Consider the following 17,226-nt stretch of genomic DNA (forward strand, 5'->3'; position numbering starts at 1 on the left):
CTCTATCTGACCCGCCTGGCGTCGGCAGGACAGGACAGCAGCCTGGCGATCTGCTCATCCTTGTCCTGCCAGATTTGCTGCATCCACTGCTGAAATGCTTCGCGTACCGCCGGGTCGTTGGCGTAGTCGCCGGTCGCCAGGTCTGTCGGCACCGGCAGGGTCTGCACCCGCACGCGCGCCCGCTTCATCCGGCCGCTCAAGAACTGCCAGAAATCGGGAGCTCCGTCGGGATAGACGATGGTGACATCGAGAACAGCGTGAAACCGGTCGCCCATCACATTCAAGGCCAGCGCGATACCGCCCGCTTTCGGCTTCAGCAGGTGCCTATACGGCGACCGTTGCCGCTGATGCTTCACCTGAGTGAAGCGTGTGCCCTCGCAGAAATTCATGACGCTGGTCGGGATCAGCGAAAACTTCTCGCACGCCCGGCGAGTTGTCTCGCGGTCCTTGCTGCGCAATTTCGGATGCTTGTTGAGAACTTCTTCGCTGTGCCGGCGCATGAAGGGGAAATCGAGCGCCCACCAGGCCAGTCCCATGACCGGTACCCAGACCAGTTGCTGCTTGAGGAAAAACTTGAGCAAGGGAATACGCCGCGTGAACAGGTGCTGCAGCACCAGAATGTCGGCCCAGCTCTGATGGTTGCAGTTCACCAGGTACCAGCCGCGCGGATCGAGACCGTGGATCCCCTGGACATCCCAGGACACTTTCTGCGTCAGTGCCATCCAGGCGCTGTTGCAAGCAATCCAGGCCTCGGCGATGGAGACCAGAAGCGGGTCCAGGCGCAGGCGAACGGCCTTGAACGGCAGGATCAGCTTGGCGATCGCCACCAGCACCAGGATCGGCACCCAGAACAGCGAGTTGATCCCAAGCAGGCACCCAGCGATCAGGCCGATCAGCGGTGCCGGCAGGAAACTAAGCATGCTCCGCCAGTTCCGCGGCCAGCATGACGCGGCGCGTCGCCGGCGTCTCGAGACTGATGCGGCCGAGCACGCCGTTGCGATAATCCTGCAGTAGCGCCTTGGCCGCCTTTTCGAGGTCGGCTTCGCCGCCGCGCATGCGCAGGCCGCGACGTCCGGCGATGGCCTCGATGACGCTCACTGCATCGACACCCGCCGGCTCCTCGACCGGGCAACCGTAGCGACTGGCGAGCAATTGCGGATAACGCGCCAGCAACACGCCGGCGAGAAAGATCGCCACATCGAGGTCGATCATCGCATTCCGACCGACGGCATTGCTGGCCGCCAGCATCAGGCCATCACTCGGGTATTCGATTTTCGGCCACAGCAAGCCGGGCGTATCGGTCAGCCAATGACGGATATCGAGTTGCAGCGTCTGCTGCGACTTGGTCACCGCCGGCTCGTCGCCGACCTTGGCCATCCTGCGCCTGAGCAGGACATTCATCAGCGTCGATTTGCCGACGTTCGGGATACCCATGATCATCATCCGCAAGGGCTTCGTATTGTCCTTGCGATGCGGCGCCAGGCTCTGGCAGAGGCTGGGCAGACGCGCCAGTTCGCCGGGCTTCTTGCACGACAGCGCCACGGCGCGCACCCCGTCCTGCCGGTTGTAATCCGCGATCCACGCCTGCGTCACCAGCGGATCGGCCAGATCGGCCTTGTTGAGCACTTTGATACACGGACGCTGCCGGTGCAAGCGCAGTTCGTGCACCATCGGATTGGTGCTTGCTGCCGGCAGGCGCGCATCAACCACCTCGATGACCACGTCGATCGACGCCATCGTCTCGGCCGCCTTTTTGCGCGCCGAAGTCATGTGACCGGGATACCACTGAATGGCCATGCGCAGTCCGAATAGCTTGAAGATCCATCATTATCCCACCAGTTCCGCTCCCCTGCTCCGTTGGCAGCGGCCGCAACGGTCGGCAAAGCGCTAGAATGCCGATCTCTCCTCACCCATGTCAGGAAAAAGCTTGTCGGTGATCCCCGAAATCAGGCCCGGGCAGTCGATCGAACTGCTCAAGGAACTGCACATCCTGACGCGCGACGGCAAGCTCAACCAGGACAGCCGGCGCAAACTCAAGCAGGTCTATCACCTGGTTCACTTCATCGAGCCGCTGCTCGCCGAACTCGCCAGCAAGGACAACTGCCTGTCGCTGGCCGATCATGGTGCCGGCAAATCGTACCTGGGTTTCATCCTCTACGACCTGTTCTTCAAAGCCAGAGAGACCGGCCACATCTACGGCGTCGAAGCGCGCGCGGAACTCGTCGATGGATCGCGCCGACTGGCCAACCGACTCGGTTTCGCGCGCATGTCCTTCCTCGACCTGCGCGTCGCGCAGGCGATAGCCTCACCGGCCTTGCCCGAGCGGATCGACATGGTGACCGCGCTGCATGCCTGCGACACCGCGACTGACGACGCGATCCGCTTTGCGCTCGACAAGCAGGCCCAGTTCATCGTTCTCGTCCCCTGCTGCCAGGCTGAAGTCGCCACGCTGCTGCGCAGCAAGAAAAACGCATCCTTGGCCAAGACGCCGCTGTCGGAACTCTGGCGTCACCCCCTCCACACCCGCGAATTCGGTAGCCAGGTGACCAATGCCCTACGCTGCCTGCAACTCGAAGCACACGGCTACCAACTGACGGTCACCGAACTCGTCGGCTGGGAGCACTCGCTGAAAAACGAGCTGATCATCGCCAGGCACAGCGGCGTCGCGCGCAGCAACGCCGGCGCTCGCCTCGCACAGATCCTGGATCTGCTCGATCTCGACGAGTTGCGCGATCGTTTCATCTATTGACGAGGAAACTCAATGGAACAATGGATCACCCGCGTCGTCGCCGCGCTCTGCGCCGCGGGTAGTAACGCGCTGTTCTGGACCTTCGGCATGTTTCTCGCCGTACCCTGGCGCGAGAGCCGCATGCTGTCGCTCAACAGCGTCGAACTACAGGTACTCGCCGTTCCGCTGGTCACCGGGCTGGCCGTGGCCTGGGGCGCCCTGCACGTCCTGGCGATCGCCGACCGCGTTAGCCATCCAAGGACGTACTACACGATCTGCGTCGCGCTGCTGATCATATCCGTGCTGGCGGTGTCCGGCGGCATGTCGTGGACCGCCGCGCGCATGGCTTGAACTAGACCTGCATGTTCATCACATCGTGATAAGCCGAGACGAGCTTGTTGCGCACCTGGACCATCTCCTGAAAAGAGATATTGGCCTTCTGCAAGGCAATCATCACCTCGTGCAGGTTCTCGGTACTATTGCCGGCGGCAAAATCTGCCGCCATCACTTCTGCCTGCTGCTGCGTCTGACTGACCTGGGCAATCGAATTCTGCAATACCTGCGCGAAGTCGGTGCCGGCCACAGGAACGCCCTGCACGTCGGCCAGACGACCACCCGCCGCGGCCGAGGTGGCTCGCAACATGCTCAACATCTGGTCAATACCCTTGGTTTCCATTCATTTCTCCCAACGCCACCCGCTCTATCAAAGCAAGAAATGCGCCTGACCACCCTTCTAGCGGAGCATCAACCTTTCAGAAAACCGTCCAGGCGGTACTGTCGCAACTTGTAACGCAGCGTTCTCTCGGGCATGCCGAGGCGCTCACCCGCCAGCTTTCGTGAGCCGCCGGCAGAGGCCAGCGTATCAAGGATATGCTCGCGCTCCACTTCCCGCATCTTGTCGCCTTTCTGGGTCTCGGCCGGCAGAACCGTCGTCGCTGCCGGCACCGTGGCTGCCGGCGACTGCCCGGCGGCCGGATCGACGCGTATCGCCGCCAGATGCAAGGCATCCACTTCGACGACATCGCCGGCAGCAAGGATGACCGCCCGCTGCATGACGTTTTCCAGCTCGCGGACGTTGCCTGGCCAGGCGTGCGACTGCAGGGCCGCCTCGGCAGCCGCCGACAGGCGCAGCCCCGGCCGCGCCGCGCGTCCGCCATGCTCGGCCAGCAAATGGCGCGCCAGAGGGATGATATCCTCGCCCCGCTGGCGCAGAGCCGGGATCAAGAGGGGAAAAACATTGAGCCGATAGAACAGATCCTCGCGAAAGAGACCCTTGGCCACCGCGTCCGCCATGTCTCGATTGGACGTGGCGACGATTCGAATATCGAGGGCTATTGGCCTCTTGCCGCCAACCCGCTCGACTTCGCGCTCCTGTAGCACGCGCAGCAGCTTGGCCTGCAGACCGAGCTGCATTTCGGTGACTTCGTCGAGCAACAGCGTACCGTGCTGCGCCTGTTCGAACTTCCCCGCCTGCGCCTGCTGAGCACCACTGAAAGCGCCCTTTTCATGGCCAAAGAGCGTGGTTTCGAGCAGGGTGTCCGGAATCGCCGCGCAGTTGATGGCCACGAACGGGCCCTTGCGCCGCGCCGAGTGCTGGTGGATAAAACGCGCCACGACCTCCTTGCCGACGCCACTCTCGCCGGTCAGCAGGACCGTGGTATCGCTCTGCGCCACACGCGCAGCCAGCGCAAAGAGGTGGCGACTGAGCGGATCGCTGGCGATCACTCCATCGTCATCGAGCACGGCCGGCAGACGATAACGCTGGACATGCTCGAGCAGCGCCTTCGGTTCGAAGGGCTTGAGGAGAAAGTCGCACGCGCCTGCCCGCATCGCTTCCACGGCCCGGTCGACGTCGGCGAAGGCGGTCATCAGGACCACCGGAAGGTGCGGAAAGCGAGTGCGGACCTCCTTCAGCAAGGCGATGCCGTCGATCGGCACCATCCGTACATCACTGACCACCAGCGAGACCGCCTGCCTGGCGAGCAACTGCAGCGCCTCGTCGCCGCCGGCAGCGGCGACGACCGCCTGCCCCGCCAGTTCGAGGGTATCGCAGACCGCTTCGCGCAAAGCTGCGTCGTCTTCAACCACCAGTATGGGCAATCCAAATCCTTGTGCCATGCGCTCCGCGTTCCCTCAGTTTTCCAGATCCACCGTCGTCTTGATGGGCAGCATGATCGCGAACTCCGAACCCTCTCCCGCTGCCGAACTGACCTCTATGGTACCCCCATGGGCACGAGCGACACCCAGCGCAATCGCCAGACCGAGCCCGGTCCCCTGGCCGCGCGTTGTGAAGAAAGGCTCGAAGACGCGCACCTGTATCTCTGGAGCGATTCCGCAACCGGTGTCGACGACGCCGATGCACAACTGTCCGTCGACCGCACTCGCCGTCAGTGTCACTTTGCCACCCGCGGCGCAGGCCTGCAGCGCATTCTCGAGCAGATTGACCAGCGCGCCGGCCAGAGCTTTTCGGCTACCGGTCAGCACCGCGCTGTCTGTCGTGCAGATCACCCGGAAAGCCACCTTCCGCTCGGTGAACAACGGCTCAACGATCTGCGTGGCGTCGGCCAGCAATTGCCTGACCGGAATCCTGTCGCGGCCAACGCTTTCGCCGCGCGCAAAGAGCAGCACCTCCTGGATCAGGCGTTCGAGCCGTTTGAGTTGCGCGGTAGCCTTGCCGGCAAAGCGAATGCGCGCCGCATCGGCAAGCTCGGGCTGACAGAGATTGGCGCTATAGAGCAAAGCCGTTGCCAGCGGGGTCCGCAACTGGTGGGCCAACGAAGCGGCCAGCTCGCCCATCGCCGCCAAACGCCGATTACGTTCAAGTTCCGCCTTGAGGATGTGCGCTGCCGTCACATCGTGGATCAGTAGAATTCGTCCGCCGGATGAATCCAACGGGCTTTCGGCAATCGTCAGGCGCCGCGAATCTAGCGGCAAGTCGATCTGCGAAGCGATCTGCCATTCGTCCGGCATCTCGGTCGCCACCAGGCTTGCCTGTACCAGCGTCGGCCAACGTGCACCGATGATCGCCTCTCCGAATATCCGGCGGGCTGCCGGGTTGGCCTCACTGACGCAGGCCGCGCTGTCAAGCACCACTACGCCGGCCGGCAGTGCGTTGAGCAACAGCGACAGGCGTTCGGAAAGCGCCTCTTTGGCCTCATATTGCCGGCGTAGCTCGCCATTGGCGACCGCCAGCTCAGCGGTCAAGGACTCAACGCGGCCCTGCAGACCCTGGTAGGACTGGGTCAGGGCCAAAGAGACCTGGTTGAAGACGTCGAAAGCGCGCTGGAGCTCCTGCGCCTTCAGTTCAGGGCCGGGTATTTGTGCGACTTCGTTCATCCGATGGCAAGTCCGGTGCAATTAACCGCTACAATAGCTCCGCAATTATCAGCGTTTTTTCGCTTTCTGCTTGCTTTATTGCCGGTTTATCACGTATTTCACACGCCTTTACCCCCCTCACGAGCATGGCGACAGCAGCAATCGAAACCACAGAGACCGTCGATACGGGCAACCCGCTCGATCGCGCGCGCGCGGCGCTGGCGCGTTTGACCAACCAGCAGAAAGTGCTTCTAATGGTCTCGATCGCCGCCGTCATCGCCTTGCTCGTAGCGGCCGGCACATTGCTCAGGCAAAGCGAGTTTCGCGTCCTTTTCTCGAACATCGGCGAGCGCGACGGGGGCGCGATCATCGCCTCGCTGGAACAGATGAACATTCCGTTCAAGTTCAACGACTCGGGTAGCGCGATCCTCGTTCCGGACAGCAGGGTTCATGATGTACGCTTGCGCCTCGCCGCGCAGGGACTGCCCAGAGGCGGTGCAGTCGGCTTCGAGTTGATGGAAAGCCAGAAGTTCGGCATTAGCCAGTTTGCCGAACAGGTCAATTATCAGCGCGGTCTGGAAGGGGAACTTGCGCGCACCATCCAGTCGATTGCGGCCGTTCAGGCGGCGCGGGTACACCTGGCAATTCCGAAGCCGAGTGTTTTCATGCGCGAAGAGCTCAGGCCATCAGCGTCGGTCCTGGTCAACCTATACCCCGGACGTTCACTCGATAGCGCGCAGATCGCCGGTATCCAGAACCTGGTCGCCGCCAGCGTGCCGCAACTCGCCTCCGCCAGCGTCACCCTGCTCGACCAGAGCGGTGCGCTGCTCTCACAGATGAAGAGCAAGCTGCTGGAGGCGGGCCTCGATCCGACGCAGGTCAAGTACGTCCACGAAGTCGAGGGCAGCGTCATCAAGCGCATTGAAGACATCCTCGCGCCGATCGTCGGCGTCGGCAATTCCCGCGTGCAGATCGCTGCCGACATCGATTTCTCGCAGAGCGAACAGACGGCCGAAACGCATCGACCCAATACGACGCCACCCGAGATCAGCATTCGCAGCCAGCAGACCAGCGAAACGGCCAGCACCAGTCCGTCGGCGCAGGGAATTCCCGGCGCACTCAGCAATCAGCCGCCGGTCCCGGCAACCGCTCCGCTGACCCAACCCCCCGTCCCTGGTGCTGGCGGGAGGGCCACTGCGGCTCCACCGCTGCCAGGGCAGATCAACGCGGCCGGTGTCCAGGCGCCGATCGCCAGCGTCGGCCAACCACTCAACACCAGCAAGAACTCGACGATCAACTACGAGATCGACAAGACCATCCGGCACGTCAAGCAATCGGTCGGGACAATCAAGCGCCTGTCCGCAGCCGTGGTCGTCAATCAGCGCAGAGAAATTGCCAAGGACGGCAAATCGATCACCAAGGCGCTGCCCGACGCCGAGCTGAAGCAGATCAGCGACCTCGTCAAGGAGGCCATGGGCTTCAACAAGGATCGCGGCGACACCATTTCAGTCGCCAACGCGCCATTTGCGGTGATCGAAAAGGACGAAGCACTACCGCCGTGGCGAGACCCGGAAGCGGTTTCACTGGTCAAGGATCTGCTCAAGTATGGCGCCATTGCCGGCATCATCGCCTATCTACTCCTCGGCGTCGTTCGCCCGCTGCTCAAGACCATGTTCGAACGCCCCGCAGTAGCCGAGAGCGCCGTCGGCGGCCAGATCGACGTCGTCGCCGGTGACGAAGAAGAAGCGGAAGCTCACGAACATGTTCCGACCGGCGCCGAGCTGCTTGAGAAGAGCATCGCCGAAGCGCGAGCCCTGGCGCAGCAGGATCCGCAAATCGTGGCCAACATCATCAAGGAATGGATGGGAGTCAATGGCAGCTGACGAGAGCGTCGAGAAGAGCGCCATCCTGCTGATCGCTCTTGGCGAAGACTACGCCGCCGAGGTCCTCAAGCACCTCGGCCCAAAGGAGGTGCAGAAGCTTGGCCACGCCATGGCGGCGCTGAAATCGGTACCGCGCGCGCGCGTCGAAGAGGTGCTTAGCGACTTCAAGAAGACCGCCGACGAATCCGCTGCGGTGCACGTGGATACGGACGCCTACGTCCGCTCGGTGCTCACCAAGGCTCTCGGTGACGACAAGGCGTCGAACCTCATTTCGCGCATTCTGCAGCCTGGCGAGACCAATGGAATTGAAGGCCTCAAGTGGATGGATGCGCCCACCGTCGCCGATCTGATCAAGAACGAGCATCCGCAGATCATCGCCACGATACTCGTGCACCTCGAACACGATCACGCCGGGGACATACTAAACCAGTTCACTGAACGCCTGCGTAACGATGTGGTCCTGCGCATCGCGACGCTCGAAGGGATTCAGCCGGAAGCCTTGAAGGAGTTGAACGACGTCATGCTGCGGCTCCTCTCGGGTTCGGCGAGCATGAAACAGGCCGCCAAGGGTGGTGCCGGGGCGGTCGCCGAAATCCTCAATTTCATGGGCACGGCCAACGAGACCGCGATTCTGGATTCGATCCGCGAATATGACCCCGACCTGGCGCAGAAGATTCTCGACGAGATGTTCGTCTTCGAGAACCTTCTCGACCTCGATGATCGTGCCATCCAGTTGCTGCTGCGCGAGATTCAGTCCGAGTCGCTGATCCTGGCCATGAAGGGAGCCAACGAAACCCTGCGCGAGAAGATCTTCAAGAACATGTCGCAGCGCGCCTCGGAAATGCTGCGCGAAGATCTCGATTCCCGCGGCCCGGTACGCCTCTCGGAGGTCGAGAACGAGCAGAAGGAAATCCTCAAGATCGTCCGCCGCCTGGCCGACGAAGGCCAGATCGTGCTTGGTGGTGCGGGTGGCGAGGAAATGATCTGAACGCGGAATGGTCATGACCCACTGGATTCCAAAGGAGAAACTGACCGCCTACCAACGCTGGGAAGTCGCCGCCTTCGACGAGCAGGAACGGACGACGGCGGCTCCGCCGCCGGCCGAACCGCCGCCCGAGAGACCTCCCGTCGAGGCGTCCATCGAACCCGAAAGTCAGCCACAGGAACCGCTGCTTGCCTTGCCAACCGCTGAAGCGATCGAGCGCATGCATCGCGAGGCACATGCGTCGGGCTATGCCGATGGCTATCAGGAAGGCAGCCTTGCAGCGCAGGCAGAGGTGGCGAAAATCACTACCTTGATGAACCACCTGCAGGAGGCGCTGGGCGGTATCGATCAAGGTGTCGCCGATCAGTTGCTGGCTCTGGCCATTGAGATTGCCAACCAGGTCTTGCGCCAGAGCCTGCGCGTGCAGCCGGATTTGCTCCTGCCGGTGGTCAGGGAAGCGGTCACCACGCTGCATACCCATCACGGCCAGCCGCTACTGTTTGTACACCCTGACGATGCCACGCTGGTGCGCAGCCATCTTGGCGATCAGCTCTCGCACCACCACTGGCGGATCGTCGAAGACGCGACGCTGACGGCGGGTGGTTGTCGCGTTGAACTGGGCGACAGCGAAGTCGACGCGACCGTCGAGACGCGCTGGCGACGTGTCATCGAGGCCATCGGCGTCAGCGACGAATGGCTCAACGCTGCCGACCGGGACAGCAAAGCGATGGCGCGATGAGTGATGAGTGACGGTTTTGACAAGCACATCGCCGGCTGGCGTGACTTTCTCGACGGCTGCCGACAGGCCGCCAGCCAAGTCAATTCGCTGCTCCCGAGCGGCCACCTGACGCGCATCAACGGCCTGGTCATGGAGGCTTGCGGGCTCAAGTTGCCCCTGGGCAGTTCGTGCCGGATCATGCCGCTTGGCGGATCGCCAATCGAAGCCGAAGTGGTCGGTTTCAACGGCGAGCGGCTTTTCCTGATGCCCTCGGAGGATGTCTATGGGCTGTCGCCGGGCGCCCGGGTCGTGGCCCTCGAAACCCGCAACCAGCCACCGCGGATCGGCCAGCCGCCACCCGCCCGCCGACGCTCGATCGACCGCGCCAAGCTGGTGCCGGTCGGCGAATCGCTCCTTGGCCGCATCCTGGACGGCGCAGGCCGCCCGCTCGACAGGCTCGGGCCGCTGCACGCAGGGTCGCTTCGCCCGCTGCAGAGCCGGCCGGTGAACCCGATGTCCAGAGCAGCGATCGACCAGACGCTCGATGTCGGGGTCCGGGCCATCAATGGACTGCTCTGCGTCGGCCGCGGGCAGCGCATGGGGCTTTTTGCCGGATCAGGTGTCGGCAAAAGCGTGCTGCTCGGCATGATGGCCCGCTACACGGAGGCGGAAGTCATTGTCGTCGGCCTGATTGGTGAGCGGGGCCGCGAAGTCAAGGAGTTCATCGAGCAGATTCTTGGCCAGGAAGGCCTTCGCCGCTCGGTTGTCGTCGCTGCACCGGCTGACGTCAGCCCCCTGATGCGGCTGCAAGGGGCGGCCTATGCGACGTGCATTGCCGAATTCTTCCGCGATCGCGGCCGACATGTGCTGCTGATCATGGACTCTCTGACGCGCTACGCCATGGCGCAGCGCGAAATCGCTCTGGCCATCGGCGAGCCGCCGGTCACGCGCGGCTATCCACCCTCGGTTTTCGCACGTCTGCCACAACTGGTCGAGCGCGCTGGCAATGGCTCCGATGGCGGCGGTTCGATCACTGCCTTCTACACTGTGCTCGCAGAAGGTGACGACCAACAGGATCCCGTCGCCGATGCCGCCCGAGCCATCCTTGACGGTCACATTGTGCTGTCGCGGACGCTGGCCGATGCTGGCCACTATCCGGCCATCGACATTGAGCAGTCGATCTCGCGGGCGATGGTCAACCTGGTCGAGCCTTCGCATCTCGACCACATTCGCCGCTTCAAGAGCCTCTTTTCGCGCTATCAGCGGTCGCGCGATCTGATCACTGTCGGCGCTTATGCCGCCGGTTCCGACCCCCACCTCGACCAGGCGATCGCCATTTATCCTCGGTTCGAGGCATTCTTGCAGCAAAACCTCACCGAGCGAGCGGACTTCACCAGCAGCGTCGCGCAGTTGCATGCCTTGTTTGCTGCCGCCTGACCCCTAGCGCGCTAGAGCCCATCCCACCGTCTCGAACCTGCCGACATTGTCGTGGCCAGCCCCTTCTCCCTGCAAACCGTGCTCGAACTGATGCATGACCGTGCCGACAAGGCGACGCAAGGGCTTGCCCGTCTGATTGCAGCGGAGGGTGATGCGAAAAGGAAGCTCGCCATGCTGCAGCAGTATCGCGACGAATACGCAGAGCGTTTTGGGCAGGCAGCGCGAAATGGACTCGGGCAACCCGAATGGCGCAACTATCAGGAGTTCCTGAACCGTCTCGATGAGGCGGTCACCCTGCAACTGCAGGCCATCCGTATCCAGGAGACACGCACCGCCGCCGGCCAGGCCGAGTGGCAGCAGCAGCGAGCCCGGTTGAAAGCCTTCGATGCTCTCTCCGAACGTCACCGCACCAGCGAAGCGCGCATTGAACATCGTCAGGAGCAGAAGGCTCAGGACGAGCTTGCCGCACGCCCCAAAGACGATGAGCACGAAGCTTGACCGGCTGTTAGCACGATTATTGCTTCAGTCACTCCCAGACGCACGGCATTCCTGCCGAGAATGGACCCATCATGACCATTGCCATCATTTCAAGTTTCGTCAAGCCCACCACTCTGGCAAAAGCCGCCGAAAGCGAAGCCAGCACGGGGCGATTGGCTGCCGACGGCAGCACGAACGCGACCTTTGCCAGACTGCTGCTCGGTCTGCCGGCCGGCACGGCGCCAGCGTCGCCTAGAGACGACGCGTCCGCCGACCGCGAGAAAGGCGAGAAACACCTGGCCGAGGCCGGCCCGGCGGCCACCGATGGAGCGTTCCTGGCGGCACTCGGTCTGACTCCCTCGCTGCACTCGCGCCGTTCTGAAGCCGCCGAGGACGCAGTGATCAGGCCGGCCGACCCGCTACCGAAAGACCTGGCCGAGGCCAGCCCAGCGGCCACCGATGGAGCGTTCCTGGCGGCACTCGGCCTGACTGTTGCGCCGAAGGTAGAGAGCAGGCTGGCAGACCCGCGGCGCAGCGACCCCTTGCCGGCACCGGAATCAATCACAAGCGCAGCGAGATCCCTGGGAGTGACGACGCCGGCCGTCGACGACACACGCTCGTCGGCATCGCCATCGATCACCACCGCAACGAGATCTTTGGCAGTAACGACGCAGGCCATCGACGAGACGCGCTCGTCGGCAGCTGCGGCAGTGGGCGTCGACGAGCAGCCGGCAAAACTTGCCGCTGCCGCCTTCGCCGCGGCGGTATCCGAGCGCGTCGAACCGGCATCGACAGCTAAGCGCCTGCCACCAGTGGCAGAGACCAGCGACCTGGCCACGCTGGCTGCGCCGCAGCCTCCTGTCCCGCAGGGCGTTGCGGACAGCCACGAGATTCCGACACACCTGCGTGACGCCTCCTGGGCGAGTGACTTTGGCCACAAGCTGCTGTGGTTCGCCGGCAACGATAAGCAAGTGGCGCAGCTGACGCTGAACCCACCACATCTGGGGTCGATAGAGGTCACTCTCGACATGAGCAAGGGCAGTGCCAATGCTCATTTTGCCTCGGCAAACGCAGAGGTGCGCAGCACCATCGAAACTGCTGTGCCGCGACTGCGCGAAATGTTCGCCAGTGCCGGTATTGAACTGGGCCAGGTCAGCGTCGGCAGCGAATCGTTCGGTCAGCAGTCGAACGGTCAGCCGCAACCGTCATACCCACCCCGCCAGTTGGCCGATAAGGCTATACTTGGCATCGATTCGGCGGGCGGATTCCTGGCTGAGCCCTCCGCCACGCAGCGCGGGAGCGCGATGATCGATATTTTCGCGTAGCAGCTGCCGCCTGGCCCCATCGAAGGTCGCGCCCGCCGCATATTTGGATACCACCGCAACGTCCAGGGAGAGCAGTGCTGAATGGTCAAGGATGCCAAGCCACCGGTTACCGGCACGGAAGCGGTACCATCGAAGAGCAGCAAGAAGCTGCTCATCATCATCGTCGCTGCGGTCGTGCTCGTGCTCGGCATAGGTGGGGTGACCGCCTTCGTGCTGTTGAAGCCTGCTGCCGAGCACGAGGTGGACGACGGCGAAGTCGCGCCTGAAAAGGCAAGACCCGCCAAGAAGAAAAAGGCCGATCGGGAAGCGGCACCGATCTATGTGGCCCTTGATCCGTTCACCGTCAATCTCGTTCCGGAAGGCAGCGACCAGTTTCTGCAGCTGATTCTTTCGGTAGAGGTAGACGACCCACAGACGGGCGATCAACTCAAGCTGTACAGCCCCAAGCTGCGCAACGACGTCACCTTGCTCCTGTCGGGCAAGAAGGCTTCGGAGTTGATGAGCAAGGACGGCAAGGAACTCCTCGCCCGGGAGATCAAGGAGCAGATCAACGGCGTTCTCGATCCCGCTGGCAAGGGGAAGAAGCGTGACTCGCCGGTCAAGGAAGTGCTGTTCACCTCGTTCATCATTCAATGAGCTTCGATGAGCCACAATGAGCGCCGATTTCCTCTCTCAGGATGAAGTCGACGCCCTGCTCAAGGGCGTCAGTGGCGAGGCCGATGAACCGGAAGCCGCCGCAAGCGCTGACACCGGCCCTCGCCCGTACAATCTGGGAACGCAGGAGCGGATTGTACGTGGGCGAATGCCGACGCTCGAACTGGTCAATGAACGCTTTGCCCGTTACCTGCGTATCGGCCTTTTCAACTACATGCATCGCAGCGTCGAGATCTCGGTTGGCACGATACGCGTGCAAAAATACAGCGAGTTCACCCGCAATCTGGTCGTACCGACCAACCTCAATCTGGTCGGCGCCAAGCCCTTGCGCGGCACCGCACTGTTTGTCTTCGACCCCAGCCTGGTTTTTCTGGTCATCGATAACATGTTCGGTGGCGACGGTCGCTTTCACACGCGAGTGGAAGGCCGAGATTTCACGGCGACTGAACAAAGAATCATCCGGGGGCTGCTGGGTGTCGTTTTCAGCGAGTACTCGCGCTCGTGGAAACCGGTGTATGACCTGACTTTTGAGTACATGCGATCGGAGATGAATTCGCAGTTCGCCAACATTGCGACACCTTCCGAGATTGTCGTGTCGACGACCTTTTCGCTCGAATTTGGCGGTTCGAGCGCGGACCTGCACATCTGCTTTCCGTACTCGATGATCGAACCGATTCGCGACCTGCTTTTCAGCACCATGCAGAGTGATCAACTGTCAAGCGACCGGCGCTGGATCATCATGTTGCGCAAGCAACTGAAGAACGCCGAAGTCGAGATCTCGGCCAGACTGGCAACGGCGACGGTGACCCTGCGCCAGATTCTGAAGATGAAGGTCGGCGACATCATCGCCATCGACATTCCCGAAAAAGTCGTCGCTTTGGTAGACAATGTACCGCTGATGGAATGCCGCTATGGGCAGCAGGGCGGGCAATACGCGCTCAAGGTCGAGCACTTCATCGCTTCCGAAAACCAGGAGTCCCCTCTGGGAGAACGTAATGGCTAGAGACACCGAGGACTTCGGACTTCCGGCGGCCGACGACAACGGCCTTGACGATGACTGGGCTGCGGCGATGGCCGAACAGGCAATCGCCGAAGCCACACCGGGCGCCAATGCCCAGGCGGCCAACATCTTCCCCAGCTTCACCGAACAGGGAAACAAGCCCTCGCTGATGAACGAACTCGACATGATCCTGGATATCCCCGTCCAGATCGCAGTCGAACTCGGGCGCACGAAGATCGCCATCAAGAACCTGCTGCAACTCGCGCACGGCTCTGTCGTCGAACTGGACGCGATGGCTGGCGAGCCGCTGAGTGTTTTCGTCAATGGCACACTGATCGCGCAGGGCGAGGTGGTGGTGGTCAACGACAAGTTCGGCATTCGCCTGACCGATATCGTGACACCGGCCGAGCGGGCTCGCAATCTCGGACATTGATGTGATGCATTCATTTAAATCATACCTTTCCAGCGGTGTGAGCGTCGTTCCGTTCGCACTGTTTGCGAGCCGCGTTTTTGCGCAAACCGCTGCCGCAGAGCAAGTGGGCATTTCCACGGCAACCATGCTGCAAACAGCGCTCGGTCTGGCAGTGGTCATCGGTGTTCTTTTTCTCGCCGCTTACCTGTTGCGCAAACTCAACGGGGGTCGAGGCTTCGGCAGCAATGGTCCGCTGCGCGTCGTTGGCGGACTGATGATCGGCACCCGCGAGCGCATCGTTCTCGTCGAGGTCGGCGATACCTGGCTGGTCGTTGGACTGGTTCCAGGGCAGATCCGTACCTTGCATACCTTGCCCAAGGGCGAGCTCAAGACGCCTGGCGATGGCGACCGACTTTTTGCCCAGTGGCTGAAGCAGATCACCGAGCGCAAGAATGAAGGTTGACCTGCACTCATCCAGACCAGGCCTCTGGCTTGGACTGCTTGCACTGCTTGGAGTGGTCTTGCCGATGACTGCCTGGGCGCAGGCTGGTCCTCTGCCGATGCTGACCAGCACACCCGGCGCCGACGGCAGCCAGACCTACACGCTGTCGATCCAGACTCTGTTGACCCTCACCGCGCTGACCTTCATTCCCGCGGCGCTGCTGATGATGACCAGCTTCACGCGGATCATCATCGTTCTCTCCCTGCTGCGACACGCACTGGGCACGCAAACCTCGCCGCCGAATCAGGTGCTCCTTGGTCTCTCGCTTTTCCTGACCTTCTTCATCATGTCGCCGGTTCTTGATGCTGTGTACACCGATGCCTATCTGCCCTTGGCGGAGAACAAGATCGGCTACGTCCAGGCGATCGAACGAGCCTCTGTGCCGCTGCGCAAGTTCATGCTCAAACAGACTCGCGAGGCCGATATCGCCCTCTTCGCGCGCATGACGCAAGCGCCCAGGTTCCAGTCTGCCGATGAGATTCCCATGCGCCTGCTGATCCCGGCCTTCGTGACCAGCGAACTGAAGACGGCTTTTCAGATCGGCTTCATCATCTTCATCCCCTTCCTGATCGTCGACATGGTCGTAGCCAGCGTACTGATGTCGATGGGCATGATGATGATGTCGCCGGTGATGGTCGCCATGCCTCTCAAGCTGATGCTGTTCGTTCTCGTCGACGGCTGGCATTTGCTGCTCGGCTCACTGGTCGCCAGCTTCGCCACATGACGCCTGAAGTGGTCATGGACATCGGGCGGCAAGCGGTCGAGATGACCTTGCTGCTCGCGGCACCGCTGCTCGTGACTGCGCTGGTCATCGGTCTGGTGGTCAGCGTCTTTCAGGCGGCGACGCAGATCAACGAGCAGACGCTCGCCTTCATTCCCAAGCTGGTGGGCATGTTCCTGATGGTTCTTGTCGCCGGCCCGTGGATGCTGCAGTTGATGGTCGACTATGTTCGGCGGCTGTTCGAGAGCATCCCGCAGTTGATCGGTTGAGCGCCCGGTGATCAGCCTGACCGCGGCCGAGATCAATTCCTGGGTGGTGGCTTTCTTTTTCCCGTTGACGCGCGTTCTCGCCGTACTGCTCACCGCCCCACCATTCGACAATGCGGCCCTGACGGTAAACATCCGCCTGCTCCTCGGCCTGGCGATCACCTTCGCCATTTCCCCGCTATTGCCACCCATGCCGGCGCTTGACCCGGCGTCGGCGGCAGGCCTTCTGATCCTTGCCCAGCAACTGGTCATTGGCGCCAGCATGGGTTTCGCCATGCGCCTGGTCTTTACCGCCGTTGACCTTGCCGGCAACGTCATCAGTCTGGAGATGGGTCTAGGTTTTGCCACCGCCTATGACCCGCAGACGGCCGGCCAGACGGCGGTCATTTCCGAGTTCATGGGACTCCTGGCGCTGCTGATATTCATGGCCATCAACGGTCATCTGATGGTAATCGCCACGTTGACGCACAGTTTCACGGTTCTGCCGATCGGCGCCGCCCACCTGACTGCGAGTTCCTGGTGGAACCTGGCCAATGCCGGCGCAATCGTCTTTTCCGCCGGGCTGCTCCTCGCCCTACCCATCCTGGTCACCTTGATGATCGGCAACCTCGCACTGGCCATTCTGAGCCGCGCGGCGCCACAACTCAACCTGATGGCCATTGGCTTTCCGCTCAGCATTGCGCTCGGTTTTGCCGCCCTGATGTTCGGTCTGTCGCATCTGGGCGTGCCCTTGCAGCAGTTCTTCGAATACGGGCTACAGTCGATGCTCGGGCATTTCGCCGCGGCAAACTAGGGCTCAGGGT

Annotated in this window: 20 protein-coding genes; 15 read left to right on the plus strand and 5 right to left on the minus strand. The window is 62.2% G+C overall.

Features of this window, described 5'->3' with window-relative positions; genetic code table 11:
• Window positions 1-2: 2 nt before the first annotated feature.
• Window positions 3-920 (minus strand): acyltransferase, encoded by a 918-nt coding sequence (locus tag ACCAA_RS05870; RefSeq protein ID WP_186406286.1) that lies wholly within the window; start codon window positions 918-920, stop codon window positions 3-5.
• On the minus strand, window positions 913-1,797 hold the full coding sequence (ylqF, locus tag ACCAA_RS05875; RefSeq protein WP_186406287.1) for a ribosome biogenesis GTPase YlqF: 885 nt from the start codon (window positions 1,795-1,797) through the stop codon (window positions 913-915). Before ylqF ends, ACCAA_RS05870 begins: the two co-directional genes overlap by 8 nt.
• A gap of 130 nt (window positions 1,798-1,927) precedes the next feature.
• Here ylqF and ACCAA_RS05880 point away from each other — a divergent pair, with 130 nt between their 5' ends.
• Entirely contained in the window at window positions 1,928-2,749 is an 822-nt protein-coding gene (locus ACCAA_RS05880) for a class I SAM-dependent methyltransferase (protein WP_186406288.1), read from the plus strand.
• Window positions 2,750-2,761: 12 nt separating this feature from the next.
• Window positions 2,762-3,079 carry a hypothetical protein gene (locus ACCAA_RS05885; protein ID WP_186406289.1) on the plus strand — a complete coding sequence of 106 codons (318 nt, stop codon included), beginning with the start codon at window positions 2,762-2,764 and terminating at the stop codon, window positions 3,077-3,079.
• A gap of 1 nt (window position 3,080) precedes the next feature.
• Here ACCAA_RS05885 and fliE read toward each other — a convergent pair whose 3' ends face one another.
• From fliE to ACCAA_RS05900, 3 genes are all read right to left on the minus strand, one after another.
• The gene (gene fliE, locus ACCAA_RS05890; RefSeq protein WP_186406290.1) at window positions 3,081-3,404 is read right to left on the minus strand and encodes a flagellar hook-basal body complex protein FliE; all 324 of its coding nucleotides are present in this window, start codon (window positions 3,402-3,404) and stop codon (window positions 3,081-3,083) included.
• A 68-nt stretch (window positions 3,405-3,472) separates the two neighbouring features.
• Entirely contained in the window at window positions 3,473-4,846 is a 1,374-nt protein-coding gene (locus ACCAA_RS05895) for a sigma-54-dependent transcriptional regulator (RefSeq protein ID WP_186406291.1), read from the minus strand.
• A gap of 15 nt (window positions 4,847-4,861) precedes the next feature.
• A complete protein-coding gene (locus ACCAA_RS05900) occupies window positions 4,862-6,064 on the minus strand; it encodes a sensor histidine kinase (RefSeq protein ID WP_186406292.1) in 1,203 nt (400 codons plus the stop codon).
• 125 nt (window positions 6,065-6,189) lie between these two features.
• Here ACCAA_RS05900 and fliF point away from each other — a divergent pair, with 125 nt between their 5' ends.
• The 13 genes from fliF (at window position 6,190) to fliR (ending at window position 17,216) form a co-directional block, all read left to right on the plus strand.
• Window positions 6,190-7,926, plus strand: coding sequence for a flagellar basal-body MS-ring/collar protein FliF (gene fliF, locus ACCAA_RS05905; protein WP_186406293.1), 1,737 nt, complete (start codon window positions 6,190-6,192; stop codon window positions 7,924-7,926).
• Window positions 7,916-8,914, plus strand: coding sequence for a flagellar motor switch protein FliG (fliG, locus tag ACCAA_RS05910; RefSeq protein ID WP_186406294.1), 999 nt, complete (start codon window positions 7,916-7,918; stop codon window positions 8,912-8,914). The genes fliF and fliG overlap by 11 nt, the downstream gene beginning before the upstream one ends.
• A gap of 13 nt (window positions 8,915-8,927) precedes the next feature.
• A complete protein-coding gene (locus ACCAA_RS05915) occupies window positions 8,928-9,650 on the plus strand; it encodes a flagellar assembly protein FliH (RefSeq protein WP_186406295.1) in 723 nt (240 codons plus the stop codon).
• A 3-nt stretch (window positions 9,651-9,653) separates the two neighbouring features.
• Window positions 9,654-11,066, plus strand: coding sequence for a flagellar protein export ATPase FliI (fliI, locus tag ACCAA_RS05920; protein WP_186406296.1), 1,413 nt, complete (start codon window positions 9,654-9,656; stop codon window positions 11,064-11,066).
• 51 nt (window positions 11,067-11,117) lie between these two features.
• A complete protein-coding gene (gene fliJ, locus ACCAA_RS05925) occupies window positions 11,118-11,564 on the plus strand; it encodes a flagellar export protein FliJ (RefSeq protein WP_186406297.1) in 447 nt (148 codons plus the stop codon).
• Window positions 11,565-11,635: 71 nt separating this feature from the next.
• Window positions 11,636-12,868 carry a flagellar hook-length control protein FliK gene (locus ACCAA_RS05930; RefSeq protein WP_186406298.1) on the plus strand — a complete coding sequence of 411 codons (1,233 nt, stop codon included), beginning with the start codon at window positions 11,636-11,638 and terminating at the stop codon, window positions 12,866-12,868.
• A gap of 81 nt (window positions 12,869-12,949) precedes the next feature.
• On the plus strand, window positions 12,950-13,504 hold the full coding sequence (locus ACCAA_RS05935) for a flagellar basal body-associated FliL family protein (RefSeq protein ID WP_186406299.1): 555 nt from the start codon (window positions 12,950-12,952) through the stop codon (window positions 13,502-13,504).
• 16 nt (window positions 13,505-13,520) lie between these two features.
• On the plus strand, window positions 13,521-14,525 hold the full coding sequence (gene fliM / locus ACCAA_RS05940; RefSeq protein WP_186406300.1) for a flagellar motor switch protein FliM: 1,005 nt from the start codon (window positions 13,521-13,523) through the stop codon (window positions 14,523-14,525).
• A complete protein-coding gene (gene fliN, locus ACCAA_RS05945; RefSeq protein WP_186406301.1) occupies window positions 14,518-14,955 on the plus strand; it encodes a flagellar motor switch protein FliN in 438 nt (145 codons plus the stop codon). Before fliM ends, fliN begins: the two co-directional genes overlap by 8 nt.
• Window positions 14,956-14,959: 4 nt before the next feature.
• On the plus strand, window positions 14,960-15,397 hold the full coding sequence (fliO, locus tag ACCAA_RS05950; RefSeq protein ID WP_186406302.1) for a flagellar biosynthetic protein FliO: 438 nt from the start codon (window positions 14,960-14,962) through the stop codon (window positions 15,395-15,397).
• Window positions 15,387-16,160 carry a flagellar type III secretion system pore protein FliP gene (gene fliP / locus ACCAA_RS05955; RefSeq protein WP_186406303.1) on the plus strand — a complete coding sequence of 258 codons (774 nt, stop codon included), beginning with the start codon at window positions 15,387-15,389 and terminating at the stop codon, window positions 16,158-16,160. Before fliO ends, fliP begins: the two co-directional genes overlap by 11 nt.
• Complete coding sequence (fliQ, locus tag ACCAA_RS05960) at window positions 16,157-16,426, plus strand: flagellar biosynthesis protein FliQ (RefSeq protein ID WP_186406304.1); 270 nt, start codon at window positions 16,157-16,159, stop codon at window positions 16,424-16,426. The genes fliP and fliQ overlap by 4 nt, the downstream gene beginning before the upstream one ends.
• 7 nt (window positions 16,427-16,433) lie before the next feature.
• Window positions 16,434-17,216: a flagellar biosynthetic protein FliR gene (gene fliR / locus ACCAA_RS05965; protein ID WP_186406305.1), complete on the plus strand. Its 783-nt coding sequence runs from the start codon at window positions 16,434-16,436 to the stop codon at window positions 17,214-17,216.
• Window positions 17,217-17,226 lie beyond the last annotated feature (10 nt).

It is taken from the genome of Candidatus Accumulibacter aalborgensis (assembly GCF_900089955.1).
Taxonomy (GTDB): domain Bacteria; phylum Pseudomonadota; class Gammaproteobacteria; order Burkholderiales; family Rhodocyclaceae; genus Accumulibacter; species Accumulibacter aalborgensis.

Excerpts from the sequence above, each read along its gene's own strand:
- ACCAA_RS05870 (WP_186406286.1), bottom strand. The coding sequence starts at position 920 with ATGCTTAGTTTCCTGCCGGCACCGCTGATCGGCCTGATCGCTGGGTGC.
- ylqF (WP_186406287.1), bottom strand. The coding sequence starts at position 1,797 with ATGGCCATTCAGTGGTATCCCGGTCACATGACTTCGGCGCGCAAAAAG.
- ACCAA_RS05885 (WP_186406289.1), top strand. The coding sequence starts at position 2,762 with ATGGAACAATGGATCACCCGCGTCGTCGCCGCGCTCTGCGCCGCGGGT.
- fliE (WP_186406290.1), bottom strand. The coding sequence starts at position 3,404 with ATGGAAACCAAGGGTATTGACCAGATGTTGAGCATGTTGCGAGCCACC.
- ACCAA_RS05895 (WP_186406291.1), bottom strand. The coding sequence starts at position 4,846 with ATGGCACAAGGATTTGGATTGCCCATACTGGTGGTTGAAGACGACGCA.
- ACCAA_RS05900 (WP_186406292.1), bottom strand. The coding sequence starts at position 6,064 with ATGAACGAAGTCGCACAAATACCCGGCCCTGAACTGAAGGCGCAGGAG.
- fliF (WP_186406293.1), top strand. The coding sequence starts at position 6,190 with ATGGCGACAGCAGCAATCGAAACCACAGAGACCGTCGATACGGGCAAC.
- fliG (WP_186406294.1), top strand. The coding sequence starts at position 7,916 with ATGGCAGCTGACGAGAGCGTCGAGAAGAGCGCCATCCTGCTGATCGCT.
- ACCAA_RS05915 (WP_186406295.1), top strand. The coding sequence starts at position 8,928 with ATGACCCACTGGATTCCAAAGGAGAAACTGACCGCCTACCAACGCTGG.
- fliI (WP_186406296.1), top strand. The coding sequence starts at position 9,654 with ATGAGTGACGGTTTTGACAAGCACATCGCCGGCTGGCGTGACTTTCTC.
- ACCAA_RS05930 (WP_186406298.1), top strand. The coding sequence starts at position 11,636 with ATGACCATTGCCATCATTTCAAGTTTCGTCAAGCCCACCACTCTGGCA.
- ACCAA_RS05935 (WP_186406299.1), top strand. The coding sequence starts at position 12,950 with ATGGTCAAGGATGCCAAGCCACCGGTTACCGGCACGGAAGCGGTACCA.
- fliM (WP_186406300.1), top strand. The coding sequence starts at position 13,521 with ATGAGCGCCGATTTCCTCTCTCAGGATGAAGTCGACGCCCTGCTCAAG.
- fliN (WP_186406301.1), top strand. The coding sequence starts at position 14,518 with ATGGCTAGAGACACCGAGGACTTCGGACTTCCGGCGGCCGACGACAAC.
- fliO (WP_186406302.1), top strand. The coding sequence starts at position 14,960 with ATGCATTCATTTAAATCATACCTTTCCAGCGGTGTGAGCGTCGTTCCG.
- fliP (WP_186406303.1), top strand. The coding sequence starts at position 15,387 with ATGAAGGTTGACCTGCACTCATCCAGACCAGGCCTCTGGCTTGGACTG.
- fliQ (WP_186406304.1), top strand. The coding sequence starts at position 16,157 with ATGACGCCTGAAGTGGTCATGGACATCGGGCGGCAAGCGGTCGAGATG.